The following is a 12,884-nucleotide window of genomic DNA, read 5'->3' on the forward strand; positions in this document are numbered from 1 at the left end:
CTCCCAAGATAAATGAAAGCAATCATTGCATGTTTTTTAGGACTAGCTTTTAGCATAAGTTTTAGTCAAGCCTCTTTAGATCCTATTCCTATTAATGAAGAATCGACACCCTCATTAGAAGTAAGTTCAAACATTGGAACAAATGGGTTTAATTTTAAGGTAATAAATGCGGGTATTAACACAAAATATTCTGAAATTGGAACAGACGTTTACCGAGATAGGCTTGTTTTAGTTTCTTCAAAAAAAATAGGAGGTGCTGCCAAAATTGACCCCAATACCAATGAAGCTTATACAGAGTTATTCTGCTCTGACATCTCAGAAAATGGCTCATTATCAAGATCCCTTTTGTTTTCCAGAATATTAAACACCAAAGACAGTGAAGATCATTTAGCGTTTTCACAAGATCAACAGACAGTTTACTATACAAGAAGTGATAAAAAGAACTCTCTAGAATTCAAACTTTACAAAGCCAATCTGCAAGAGGGTACAAGTGGTATATGGATTAATCACATCCTTGTAAGCCTGAATAAACCAAATATTTCTATTGAAACCCCATTTATTAACAAAACTGGCAACAGACTCTATTTTTCTTCCAATATGCCCGGAGGCCACGGCGGTTTTGATTTATATGTTTCTGAAATTAACATAGACGGTACATTAGAAACACCTGTTAATTTAGGAAGCGCTATAAATACTGATAAAGATGAAAAATACCCAGCCCTTTCTTTAGATAACAAACACCTGTTTTTCTCGTCTAAAGGCCATGAAAACATGGGCGGTTATGATGTATTTAAAAGTACCATTTCTGATAATGAATATGGCTCCCCAACAAACTTAGGAACTACCTTAAATACGCCATTTGATGAAATAGCCTATTTCTTAATTGCGAATAATATAGGCTATGTTAGTTCTAATCGTAGTGGAGGAAATGGTGGTTATGATATTTTTACGGTTACCAATATAGACGCTACGCAAACGTTATCAGATAATATGCTAGAAGTGAAAAACAAACAGAAAAATACTACTATAACAATTCAGTAAGCTAGCAACTTAGAGTTTCCAATAAAAGTCTTAAGTAATAATTATAGCATAAAGATTAGAATACACAATATAAAAGCCTTTCATAGGTCTTCCGGATAATAACATTATAGATTTTGAGACGGTCTATTACAGAAAAATAAATATAGTTTAAGGACTGTTTTATTGGAACCGTTTAAACACACAGCAATAAGGCCTTTTGACGAGTATTTCATCTTATAATCTAAAAGACAATTAAAACCTTTTGCACTATAAATTAATAAGTATACCTTTAAATAGTTTTGATAGATAAATAGTAAAAAACCTTTAAAAATTTCTAATTCCCTCTTGAGATTTTCAAAAGTAAATGCATATCCATTATTAATTAGTATCCATGAAAAAGCCACACAAATGTGTGGCTTTTTTAAATAATCTATTTTATAAATCCTATAAAACGTTTAAGAAACCGCTTTTAGCTTCTTAATTGTCGATTTGGATAATTTATTCTCAGCATATGCTTTTGTAACATTCAACACCTTATCCTCAGTACTGGGTAATTCAAACATAGCGTCTGTTAAAATCTCTTCACAAAGAGAACGTAAACCCCTTGCCCCTAACTTATACTCAATAGCTTTATTAACTATAAAATCTAAAGCACCATCCGTGATTTTAAAATCTATTTTATCCATTTCAAACAACTTTTTATATTGCTTGATAATGGCATTTTTAGGTTCTGTTAAAATGGCTCTTAAGGTATCAGCATCTAAAGGATCCATATATGCTAACACAGGTAAACGACCAATAATTTCTGGAATTAAGCCAAAATCTTTTAAATCACTAGGAATAATATATTGCAATAAGTGATCTTGATCTACAACATCATCAGACATTGAGGCACTGTAACCTACAGCCTGCATATTAAGGCGCTTAGAAATCACACGATCAATACCATCAAAGGCGCCGCCAGCAACAAATAAGATGTTTTCAGTGTTAACCTCAATAAACTTTTGATCTGGATGCTTCCTACCTCCTTTTGGCGGCACGTTGACAACAGTCCCTTCTAAAAGTTTTAACAATGCCTGTTGAACACCTTCACCCGAAACATCTCTGGTAATTGATGGGTTATCACTTTTACGAGCAATTTTATCAATTTCATCAATAAAGACAATTCCCTTTTCAGCTTTTTCCAAATTATAATCAGCAGCTTGTAAGAGCCTAGTTAAGATACTTTCAACATCCTCTCCTACATATCCCGCTTCAGTCAATACAGTAGCATCAACAATAGCTAATGGTACGTTTAACATTTTAGCTATAGTTTTAGCCATTAAAGTTTTACCCGTTCCAGTTTGACCAACCATGATGATATTACTCTTTTGAATTTCTATATCATCCTTAGTAGGCACCTGCAATAATCTTTTGTAGTGATTATAAACAGCCACAGACATCACCTTTTTTGTTACGGTCTGCCCAATTATGTATTCATCAAGAAATTTCTTTATTTGTTGTGGCTTGCGTAGCTTTAATTCAGCCGACAAATCACTACTATCATTTTGCTTAGATTCTTCTAAAACTATCCCATGGGCTTGCTCAATACACCTATCACAAATATGCGCATCTAAACCTGCTATCAATAGGTTCGTCTCTGGCTTTTTTCTACCACAAAATGAACATTCTAACTCTTCTTTTGCCATTAATCTAACTTTCTTTTAAATATGATATACTAAACCCTTCTATAGCAATCTTATAAAATTACAACTTTTTATTTAATTTCGTGTCAATATCTCGTCAATCATACCATATTCTTTCGCCTTATCAGACTTCATCCAATAGTCTCTATCACTATCTTGATACACTTTGTCGTAATCTTGACCAGAATGCTTACTAATAATCTTATATAGTTCTTCCTTTAAAATCAATATTTCCCTAGCCGTAATTTCAATATCACTAGCTTGACCTTGCGCACCACCTAATGGCTGATGAATCATGACGCGTGAATGTGTAAGACCGCTACGTTTTCCTTTTGCTCCTGCACATAATAATACTGCACCCATAGAGGCCGCCATACCGGTACAAATAGTTGCAACATCTGGCTTAATAAACTGCATGGTATCATAAATCCCTAATCCAGCATAAACACTACCGCCTGGAGAATTAATATATATTTGAATATCTTTATTTGCATCTGTACTCTCTAAAAACAATAGTTGAGCTTGTACAATATTTGCCACTTGGTCATTGATTCCTGTTCCTAAAAAAATGATTCTATCCATCATTAAGCGAGAGAAAACATCAAAAACAGCAATATTCATCTGACGTTCCTCAATGATATTTGGAGTCAGATTAGTTGGATACATACTACTTATTATTTTATTATAATATGTACTACTAATCCCCTGATCTTTTATGGCGAATTTTTCAAATTCTTTTGCGTAATCCATAGTTTTTTAAAATTATTTTTGATTAAAATATTGACTTTCAGCAAGATGCGCTAACAGCCTATTTAATTACGATTTATACATAATAAAAAAGCGCTTAAACCGAACGATTTAAGCGCATAAATATAAGCAATTATTCCTTACCTATTTATCACCATAAACTTCTTTAACAAAGTTTTCATAACTTAATTCTTTAACCTTAAGATTGGCTTTTTCTTTATAAACCTCTAAAAGTTTTTGGCTAATTAGCTGCTCAGAAATTCTACGTGCCTCATCTTGATTAGACAATACACGTGCCGCAATATCCTCTAATTCTTTATCTGAAGGATTCATTTGACCAAATTGAGCCATCTGCCCTTTAATCATTTCTTTAGCGTGATTCTTAATATCGTCCATGGTTACTTGGACATTATTATCTGCTATTAGCTTTCCTTCTATCAATTGATAACGAAGGCTTTTTTCAGACTTTTCATACTCCTCCGTAGCCTCATCAATATTCATTTCTTTTTCACCAGAAGTTTGCATCCATTTCTTTAAAAACTCAGCTGGTAAATCAAATTTGGTGTTTTCTACTAAATATTCAGTAACATCATTTAAAAACTTTTGATCTGCTTGTTGTACAAACTGCTTTTCAGCATCTTCTTTTATTTTTGATCTTAGCTCCGTTACAGAAGTCACTTTTTCTTGAGGAAAAAGTTTGTCAAACAATTCCTGATCTAAATCTGCTAACTGACGTTCATTTATTTCACTTATTGTGAAATTCACTTCAATATCAAGTCCATGAACAGCATCATGATCTAATTTTAAAGCGTGCATTAAATCATGCTCATCATCAAAAAGACCTTTAGTTTTCAATGTAACTACGTCACCTACTTTAGCGCCAACAAATAATTTTGCAGTAGATTTACCTTTAAATTTATCTAAAGTTAAAGTGACTGTATTATCAATTTCTTTTTCTTCGTTAGTATAAGCTCCAGTAATTTCACTGTCCTTAACAACTACCTCTTGCGGTACTAATTTCCCGTATTGCTTTTGAATACGCTCAATTTGCTCGTCAATCATTTTATCATCGGCAATGATATCATACTTTGTAATTGCCTTTTTGCTTTTAAGCTCTACCTCAAATTCAGGTGCTAAACCTAATTCGAATTCAAATGAAAATGCATCCGCATCCCAGTTAATATCATCCTGAGGCTTTGGCAATGGCTGTCCAAGAACATCAAGCTTTTCTTCAGTCAAATATTTATTAAGCGCATCTTGCAACAACTTATTAACCTCATCAACTAAAACAGCTTTTCCATACTGTTTCTTCACCATGCCCATTGGCACATGTCCTTTTCTAAATCCAGGAATGTTTGCTGTTTTACGGTAGTCTGTTAATATCTTCTCAACTTTATCACTATAATCCTCTTTAGCGATATCTACTTTTACTACAGCATTTAATGCATCAACGTTTTCTCTTGTAATATTCATTTTAAATGATATAAAGCCTTAAATCAGGCATTTAACAATAAGGCTTTTTATTAAAAAAACCTAAAACCCATATAACCAAAATTGGGATGCAAAAATAATATATTTTTACATCCCAACAAAGTTTTTAATTACTTGATTTTTAGCTAGTATTTATCCTCCTTTAAAAGTGAATAAAGTATAGATTCTAGAATAGACAATAGGATGCTAAACAGTAATGCTGTCCATATACTGCTCACTGTAAACCCGTCGATTAAATTACCCGCTAATACTATTATTAAGGCATTAATTATGAGTAAAAACAAACCCAAAGTTAACACCGTTATTGGCAGTGTAAAAATGACCAAAATAGGTTTTACAAATAAATTTAACAAGGCTAACACTATAGACACAATAATTGCGGTTGTATATCCATCAACATTTACACCTGGCAAAACATGAGCTAAAATAAATACAGCTACTGCAGATAACAAGACCTTAAGAATGAGTTTCATTTTATTATTTTTCTTAAAAGTACAAAATATTTTAACAAACAAAACCAATTACAGCCTCAAAAAAATCTTTTGGATTTTCGGCATGCAACCAATGACCAGCATTTGAAATAGTAACTATTTTAGCTTGTGAAAAATGACTATTTATAATATTTTCATCTCCAACTCCAATATATTCTGACCGATCTCCTCTTAAAAAGATTGTTCCTTTATCAAATCTAAGATAACTTGGTAATGACTCTCCAACTTCGGCTACTTCATTCTTTAAAATTGGCAAATTAATTCTCAAGCCCAATTGCCCTTTCTCTACCCAATATAAATTCTTAAGCAAAAATTGTCGCGTTCCGAAATCAGAAACATGGGCGCTTAATATTTTATCTGCTTCGCCTCTACTTTTTATCACCGAAAAATCTAAAGCACTTAAACCCTCTAGGATAGCATCATGATGCACAGGATAAAATCTAGGTGAAATATCAGCCACTATTAATTTTGAAACAAGTTCTGGATATTCAGCAGCAAATAGCATAGCCGTTTTCCCGCCCATAGAATGTCCCAACAAAACAATATCCTTGAGCTTATGTATATCACAATAATGCTTTAAATCTTCTGCAAGCACTTCATAATTAAAAGCATCATCATGAAAACTTCTTCCATGATTTCTCTGATCTACCAAGTGCACTTGAAATCCTTTTTCACTGAATTGACTTCCTAAGGTTTTCCAATTATCACTCATCCCCAAAAAACCATGCAAAATAACAAATGGTTTTCCTTCTCCTATTATATTTGAATGTAGTAACATTATTTCAGTTTATGTAAATACATTTGAATTACATTTTCAATACCCAAGTATAAGCTTTCTGCAATTAAAGCATGACCTATAGAAACTTCGAGAAGATTTGGGATATTATCCTTAAAAAACTTGATGTTATCTAAAGACAAATCATGCCCTGCATTAATTCCAAGACCTAAATTAGCGGCTAACTTAGCACTTTCATTAAAGGGCTTTATAGCATCCATATTACCCAAACCATATTGATGAGCATAAGACTCTGTGTACAATTCTATTCTATCTGCTCCTACGGCTTTAGCGCCTTCAATTTGCTTTAAAACCGGATCTACAAATACTGATGTTCTTATACCATTGGCCTGAAATTCCTTAATAACAACAGACAAAAAATCCTTATGCTTAATGGTATCCCAACCGGCATTACTGGTTATCGCGTCAACAGCATCAGGCACCAAAGTAACTTGAGTTGGCTTCACTTCCAAAACTAAATTTACGAAAGATTCAACAGGATTACCTTCAATATTGTACTCCGTATAAACCTCTGATTTCAAATCTCGTGCATCCTGATATCTAATATGTCTCTCATCAGGCCTAGGGTGAATTGTTACCCCTTCAGCTCCAAAACGCTGTACATCTTTTGCAAACTGAACCACGTTAGGCACATCACCACCTCTTGAGTTTCGCAGGGTAGCTATCTTGTTAATGTTCACACTTAGCTTTGTCATAAATATAATTTAATAGGCAAAAATACAAAGTACAACGAGCATACATCCTTTTTTTTTGATTAATTTGCAACCATATAGAGCAAGGCTTTAATTTTGATCGAAACGATTTTTACAAGAATTTCGCCTTTATTTATTGAAAAGCAAAACAAATGAAACTTTCAGAATTTATTATTAACGATATAAAACCTGTAAATAGCATGAGTAAAATCAAGGATTTACAAATGCTATTTAATCAATTGACATTTTCTCATGTTCCTGTTGAAGATGACAATAAAACATATTTGGGCAGTTTCTCAGAAACAGATGCGCATTGCTGTGAAAGCGACAAACAACTGCTGGATTACAGGTATTCTTTTGAAGACTTTTTTGTTAGAGACACAACAATTTTACTTGATATTATTGAAGCTTTCGCCATAAACTCCACCAACATTATGCCGGTCTTAAATGCTCGAAATGAGTATCTAGGTTATTATGAATTGAATGACATGATAAACCTTCTTGGAGAATCCCCTTTTTTTAGCGAAGTAGGAGGCGTACTTGTTGTTGAGAAAGGTATTAATGACTACTCCTTTAGCGAGTTAAGTCAGATTGTTGAATCTAACGATGGAAAACTTTTAGGGGCCTTTATTTCAAAAATGAACACTGATTTAGTTCAGATCACTATTAAAATTGGCGGAGCTGGTCTTAATGATATTATTCAAACATTTAGAAGATATAGTTACAACATTCTTTCTGGACATGAAGAGGATGGTTACCTAGAAACCCTTAAAGAGCGTTCTGATTATTTGAATAAATACTTAAACATTTAACCTATGAAAGTTGCAGTTTTTGGCCGATTCTATAACGAGCGCACAACAAATTCCGTTGAAAGACTTTCTAAGTTTCTACTTAACAAAAAGATAGAGGTTTGTATAGAACAAGATTTCTTTGATCTATTAACTACTGAGCACTCTAAAGAGGCTGGAAATAACGTTTTTTTTGCCGACTTTAAAACTTTTAAAGCTTTAGACACTTCATTTGACTTTCTAGTAAGCATTGGAGGAGATGGCACTATTTTAAGAGCCATCACATTTGTAAAAGATATAGATATTCCAATTATTGGAATTAATACAGGACGTCTGGGCTTTTTAGCAACCATACAGGTTGATGCCATTGAAAACGCATTACAAAACATAATAGATGGTAAATACAAAATTTCAGAAAGAAGTCTTTTAGCAGTAGAAACTTCTCCCGAGAACAAAGACATCACCGATTTAAGTTTTGCACTTAATGAAGTTGCTGTAAGTAGAAAAAACACCACCTCCATGATTACCGTTGAAACACATCTTGATGGGGAGTATTTGACCTCATATTGGAGTGATGGCTTAATTGTGTCTACCCCAACAGGGTCAACAGGATACTCTCTGAGTTGTGGAGGCCCGGTCATTACACCTGGAACCAATAGTTTTGCACTAACCCCTATTGCGCCGCATAACTTAAGTGCACGGCCTTTAATCATACCAGATTCTACAGAAATACACCTTAGAGTTAGCGGAAGAGAGGAAAGCCATTTAGTATCGTTAGACTCCAGAATTGCGACCCTAGAAAATGAAACACTCATTAAAATCAAGAAAGCCGATTTTAAAATTAAAATGATAGACCTCCTAAATGAAAGCTTCCTAATCACCCTTAGAAAAAAGTTACTCTGGGGAGAAGATAAGAGAAACTAAGTCTCTAAAAAAACAATATTTCTGCAATTTTCTTGTTTTACACCAAGAGTATTTAGCTCAAATTATCATGGGCTCATCTTATTTATTATATTTGCAAACTTTTGAATACTTATGAGACATTTAACCATATTGATTTTAAGCATTTTAACTATTAACTTTAGTTATTCTCAAATTCATGAAATTGGCGGTTTTGCCGGTGGAAGCAATTTAATTGGTGACGTAGGTGCCACTAATTATATTGCGCCCAACGCTCCATCTCTTGGGCTATTGTACAAATGGAATAGAAGTGTAAGACATTCTTGGCGAGCTTCTATTATCTATTCAGACTTAAAAGCATATGACTCAAAATCAGATGACCCAAGACGTCAACAAAGAGACTATTCGTTTGATTCTAATATGTTAGAGTTTTCTGCCGGTATGGAATTTACTTTTATTGACTTTGATTTACATTCGGGAGACAAGGTTTACACACCTTATCTCTATGGCGGCCTTAGCACTGCAAGACACAATAACTACTATTTTTTAAATGGTGCTCAAAGACCCGAAAACACCAAAAGCTGGGCTTTTGGTATCCCAGGGGCTATAGGTTTTAAGGCCAGTTTTATAGACCATATTGTATTAGGTATAGAAATTGGAGCACGTTATACGTTCTCTGATAATATTGATGGAAACAATCCAAAAAACCCAGAATACCAACAATACAAGTTTGGAAATATTAACAACAATGACTGGTATGTGTTTTCAGGTTTTACTTTAACCTATACATTTGGACAAAACCCTTGCTATTGCGTAGATTAAAATGGATTTAAAAGAACGTATACTAACAAAGAAACTACCACAGCACATTGCTATCATAATGGATGGTAATGGCCGTTGGGCGAAACAAAAAGGACTAATACGCGCTATTGGCCATGAAAACGGCACTAAATCTGTAAGACAAACAGTTGAAGGTTGTGCTGAATTAGGTGTTAAAAATCTAACCTTGTATGCCTTTTCAACCGAAAATTGGAATAGGCCAAAGCTTGAGGTCAAGACCCTCATGAAGCTTTTAGTCTCTTCTCTAAAAAAAGAAATTAAAACACTTCAAGATAATGATATTAAACTATCGGCAATAGGGTCTTTAAACACCTTGCCACAGAAAGTTCATAAAGAACTTCTTGAAGTTATAGAAAGCACCAAGAACAATACAAGAATGACATTAACATTGGCATTAAGCTATGGTTCTAGAGAAGAAATAGTAAACACTATCAAGGAAATTAGTAATAAAGTTAAAAATAATATAATTTCGCCGGAAATAATTGATGAATCAATTATAAATGAGCATCTTTACACGCGAAATTTACCAGACGTAGATTTGCTTATTAGAACTAGTGGGGAGCAGCGTATTAGCAACTTTTTATTATGGCAAATTGCTTATGCTGAATTATTTTTTACAAATGTTTTGTGGCCAGATTTCACAAAACAGCATTTGTATGAAGCAATTATTGAATATCAAAAAAGAGAACGACGATTTGGGAAAACGAGTGAACAACTTAGTTAATATTTTACCTATTACCACATATTTAAAGTATTGCCTAGCTATAATTCTTTTTATTAGCTGCTATCATATTGAAGCCCAAGAACTCAAAGGAAAATATACTATTGGGGGTATATCGGTTGCTGGTAACACCTCTTTTAGCGAACAAACCATTATAACCTACTCTGGCTTAAGCAAAGGGAAAGAAGTATCCATTCCTGGAGAAGAAATAAGCACGGCTATTAAAAAGCTTTGGAATTCAAAATTATTCAATGATATTGAAGTTTACGTTACTAAAGTTGAAGATAAAGTTGCCTTTTTAGAAATAAGGCTATCAGACTTACCTCAAATCAATGAAGTTAAAGTCAATGGTGTAAAGAAAAGTGAACAAGAAAAAGTCATAAAAGAAAATACACTTACAAGAGGGGTTAAGGTTACTGAAAACCTGCTAACAAATACCAAAAATTTTATAGAGAAGAAATACAAAAAAAAGGGGTTTGTTAATACCAAAGTTTATATCAATGCCATAGACGTTCAAGACTCATTAGAAACAGCTAGAGTTAATTTATTGGTTAATATTGACCAAGGTAAAAAAGTAAAAATTAAAGACATTACATTTAACGGTAATGACGTTTTAAGCGATGATAAGCTTAGAAAAAGTATGAAAAGCACTAAGAAAATTATGCGTCTTAGAGTTTGGAAACGTTCTAAATTTATTGATTCTGCCTATCAAGCGGACTTGGGTCATGTTATTGATACTTATAAAGAAAATGGATATAGAGATGCCAGAATCATATCAGATAGCATCATTAGAAATAATGATAAAACAATCTCTCTTCAAATTAATGTAAATGAAGGGGAGCTGTATAAATTTGGTAATATCAACTTTATTGGTAATACCGTTTATTCTAATGAGTATTTAAGTAGAATTTTACGTATTAACAAAGGGGACACATACAACGGTATTCTTTTACAAAAGCGAATTGCAGACGCCTCGAAACCAGATGCCTTTGATATTACAAATCAGTATCAAAACAACGGGTATTTGTTTTCAAGTGTAAACTCTGTTGAAGTTAATGCAGATAACAATATCATTGATATTGAAATTAGAATATCAGAAGGTAAACCGGCCTATTTTAATAACGTTAGTGTTATTGGTAATGAAAAGACCAATGACCACGTAATATATAGAGAATTAAGAACGCGTCCTGGCCAGCTCTATAGTAAGGCCAATGTTGTTCGTACGGTTCGAGAACTTGGGCAACTAGGCTTTTTTGAGGCACAAGAAATCACACCTAACTTTATAAACCCCAATCCTAATGAGGGAACCATTGACATGGAATATTCGGTAAAGGAAACTGGATCCAGTCAAATTGAACTACAAGGTGGTTATGGTGGCGGTGGTTTTATTGGTACTTTAGGACTTTCTTTTAATAACTTTTCTATTAAAGATATCTTTAAAAAAGACGCCTATAAGCCAATACCTATGGGTGACGGTCAAAAATTAGCTTTACGTTTACAGGCTAGTAGATTTTATCAAACCTATAGTTTTTCATTTTCCGAACCTTGGCTAGGAGGAAAACGTCCAGTTCAATTTTCTTCTTCATTATCACATACAAGACAATTTTTATACAATCCCGTTACCAGAGATGCTGATAAAAGTAGAAGTTTTAACATTACTGGTATAACGTTTGGATTAGCAAAGCGCCTTACGGTACCAGATGATTTCTTTACCTTATCACAGGCTATTAGCTACCAGCGCTATGACTTGAACAACTATAACACCGGATTATTTACCTTTGGAGATGGATATTCAAACAACCTTTCATATACTATTGGTATAAGCAGAAATAATACGAGTGTCGACCCTATATACCCAGTAGCGGGCTCTAGCTTTTCTGCTAGCCTTAAATTTTCTCCGCCTTGGTCATTACTTGATGGTGTAGATTACACCGCCTTAAAAAATGAGCGTGAAGAGAATCAAGCCATTCAACGTGATGTTAATAGTACGCCCAAAGAAGTTGCAGAGGCTACTACCAGAATCTCCGAAATTGACCAAGAACGTTATAGATGGCTAGAATTTTATAAAATTAAGTTCAAAGGAGAATGGTATACACAAATAACTAAAAATTTAGTCCTTAGACCGCTTGTAGAATTTGGCTTTTTAGGAGCTTATAATAATGATAGAGGTGTAATTCCTTTTGAACGCTTCTTTGTTGGTGGTGATGGTCTTGGTAACTATAGTCTTGATGGAAGAGAGGCTATTCAATTACGTGGTTACCCTAACCAATCATTATCGAGTGTAGATGGAGGTACTATTTATAATAAATTTTCTTTAGAGTTACGTTATCCAATAACCTTGAAATCATCAGCCAAAATTTATGGTCTTGGCTTTTTAGAAGCGGGTTCATCATTTGGTGAATTTAAAGATTACAACCCTTTTGATTTAAATCGTTCAGCGGGTGTTGGTCTTCGTATATTTATGCCTGCTTTTGGATTATTGGGGATAGATTTCGGTTATGGGTTTGACCCTCTACCTGGTTTAGTAACGCCTAACGGATGGGAAACGCACTTTATCATTGGACAACAGTTTTAAACATAAAAATTAATTTGGCACGATATTTTCTTTTAACACTTTAATGATTTGCATGGGAATTAAAATTTTTAATAATATATTTCGTTAGTTTTGAAGAATAAGTCTAAAAAGACAGAAAGAGACGCCCTGTTTTTTTGA

Annotated in this window: 12 protein-coding genes; 6 read left to right on the plus strand and 6 right to left on the minus strand. The window is 33.6% G+C overall.

The window, feature by feature from the left end:
- Positions 1 to 12: 12 nt before the first annotated feature.
- The gene (locus tag IE051_RS04420; RefSeq protein ID WP_189359569.1) at positions 13 to 1,041 is read left to right on the plus strand and encodes a TolB family protein; all 1,029 of its coding nucleotides are present in this window, start codon (positions 13 to 15) and stop codon (positions 1,039 to 1,041) included.
- 434 nt (positions 1,042 to 1,475) lie between these two features.
- Here the strand turns inward: IE051_RS04420 and clpX are convergent, their stop codons facing one another.
- The 6 genes from clpX to IE051_RS04450 form a co-directional block, all read right to left on the minus strand.
- Positions 1,476 to 2,708: an ATP-dependent Clp protease ATP-binding subunit ClpX gene (clpX, locus tag IE051_RS04425; RefSeq protein ID WP_189359570.1), complete on the minus strand. Its 1,233-nt coding sequence runs from the start codon at positions 2,706 to 2,708 to the stop codon at positions 1,476 to 1,478.
- Positions 2,709 to 2,780: 72 nt separating this feature from the next.
- A complete protein-coding gene (gene clpP / locus IE051_RS04430) occupies positions 2,781 to 3,455 on the minus strand; it encodes an ATP-dependent Clp endopeptidase proteolytic subunit ClpP (RefSeq protein ID WP_189359571.1) in 675 nt (224 codons plus the stop codon).
- 141 nt (positions 3,456 to 3,596) lie between these two features.
- Positions 3,597 to 4,925 (minus strand): trigger factor, encoded by a 1,329-nt coding sequence (tig, locus tag IE051_RS04435; RefSeq protein ID WP_189359572.1) that lies wholly within the window; start codon positions 4,923 to 4,925, stop codon positions 3,597 to 3,599.
- A 143-nt stretch (positions 4,926 to 5,068) separates the two neighbouring features.
- Positions 5,069 to 5,416: a phage holin family protein gene (locus tag IE051_RS04440; protein WP_189359573.1), complete on the minus strand. Its 348-nt coding sequence runs from the start codon at positions 5,414 to 5,416 to the stop codon at positions 5,069 to 5,071.
- Between the two features lie 31 nt (positions 5,417 to 5,447).
- Positions 5,448 to 6,212, minus strand: coding sequence for an alpha/beta fold hydrolase (locus IE051_RS04445; protein WP_189359574.1), 765 nt, complete (start codon positions 6,210 to 6,212; stop codon positions 5,448 to 5,450).
- On the minus strand, positions 6,212 to 6,925 hold the full coding sequence (locus IE051_RS04450; RefSeq protein WP_189359575.1) for a pyridoxine 5'-phosphate synthase: 714 nt from the start codon (positions 6,923 to 6,925) through the stop codon (positions 6,212 to 6,214). The genes IE051_RS04445 and IE051_RS04450 overlap by 1 nt, the downstream gene beginning before the upstream one ends.
- 149 nt (positions 6,926 to 7,074) lie before the next feature.
- On the opposite strand from IE051_RS04450, the gene IE051_RS04455 reads away from it, so the two are divergent.
- The 5 genes from IE051_RS04455 to bamA all read left to right on the plus strand — a co-directional run bounded on the left by IE051_RS04455 (position 7,075) and on the right by bamA (position 12,746).
- Positions 7,075 to 7,734 (plus strand): CBS domain-containing protein, encoded by a 660-nt coding sequence (locus IE051_RS04455; protein WP_189359576.1) that lies wholly within the window; start codon positions 7,075 to 7,077, stop codon positions 7,732 to 7,734.
- Between the two features lie 3 nt (positions 7,735 to 7,737).
- Positions 7,738 to 8,634 (plus strand): NAD kinase, encoded by an 897-nt coding sequence (locus IE051_RS04460; protein WP_189359577.1) that lies wholly within the window; start codon positions 7,738 to 7,740, stop codon positions 8,632 to 8,634.
- 111 nt (positions 8,635 to 8,745) lie between these two features.
- A complete protein-coding gene (gene porG / locus IE051_RS04465; RefSeq protein ID WP_189359578.1) occupies positions 8,746 to 9,432 on the plus strand; it encodes a type IX secretion system protein PorG in 687 nt (228 codons plus the stop codon).
- A 1-nt stretch (position 9,433) separates the two neighbouring features.
- Positions 9,434 to 10,174: an undecaprenyl pyrophosphate synthase gene (gene uppS / locus IE051_RS04470; RefSeq protein ID WP_189359579.1), complete on the plus strand. Its 741-nt coding sequence runs from the start codon at positions 9,434 to 9,436 to the stop codon at positions 10,172 to 10,174.
- Positions 10,107 to 12,746: an outer membrane protein assembly factor BamA gene (bamA, locus tag IE051_RS04475; protein WP_189359580.1), complete on the plus strand. Its 2,640-nt coding sequence runs from the start codon at positions 10,107 to 10,109 to the stop codon at positions 12,744 to 12,746. The genes uppS and bamA overlap by 68 nt, the downstream gene beginning before the upstream one ends.
- Positions 12,747 to 12,884 lie beyond the last annotated feature (138 nt).

Source organism: Algibacter mikhailovii (assembly GCF_014651495.1).
GTDB lineage: Bacteria > Bacteroidota > Bacteroidia > Flavobacteriales > Flavobacteriaceae > Algibacter_E > Algibacter_E mikhailovii.

Excerpts from the sequence above, each read along its gene's own strand:
- IE051_RS04420 (WP_189359569.1), top strand. The coding sequence starts at position 13 with ATGAAAGCAATCATTGCATGTTTTTTAGGACTAGCTTTTAGCATAAGT.
- clpX (WP_189359570.1), bottom strand. The coding sequence starts at position 2,708 with ATGGCAAAAGAAGAGTTAGAATGTTCATTTTGTGGTAGAAAAAAGCCA.
- clpP (WP_189359571.1), bottom strand. The coding sequence starts at position 3,455 with ATGGATTACGCAAAAGAATTTGAAAAATTCGCCATAAAAGATCAGGGG.
- tig (WP_189359572.1), bottom strand. The coding sequence starts at position 4,925 with ATGAATATTACAAGAGAAAACGTTGATGCATTAAATGCTGTAGTAAAA.
- IE051_RS04440 (WP_189359573.1), bottom strand. The coding sequence starts at position 5,416 with ATGAAACTCATTCTTAAGGTCTTGTTATCTGCAGTAGCTGTATTTATT.
- IE051_RS04445 (WP_189359574.1), bottom strand. The coding sequence starts at position 6,212 with ATGTTACTACATTCAAATATAATAGGAGAAGGAAAACCATTTGTTATT.
- IE051_RS04450 (WP_189359575.1), bottom strand. The coding sequence starts at position 6,925 with ATGACAAAGCTAAGTGTGAACATTAACAAGATAGCTACCCTGCGAAAC.
- IE051_RS04455 (WP_189359576.1), top strand. The coding sequence starts at position 7,075 with ATGAAACTTTCAGAATTTATTATTAACGATATAAAACCTGTAAATAGC.
- IE051_RS04460 (WP_189359577.1), top strand. The coding sequence starts at position 7,738 with ATGAAAGTTGCAGTTTTTGGCCGATTCTATAACGAGCGCACAACAAAT.
- porG (WP_189359578.1), top strand. The coding sequence starts at position 8,746 with ATGAGACATTTAACCATATTGATTTTAAGCATTTTAACTATTAACTTT.
- uppS (WP_189359579.1), top strand. The coding sequence starts at position 9,434 with ATGGATTTAAAAGAACGTATACTAACAAAGAAACTACCACAGCACATT.
- bamA (WP_189359580.1), top strand. The coding sequence starts at position 10,107 with ATGAAGCAATTATTGAATATCAAAAAAGAGAACGACGATTTGGGAAAA.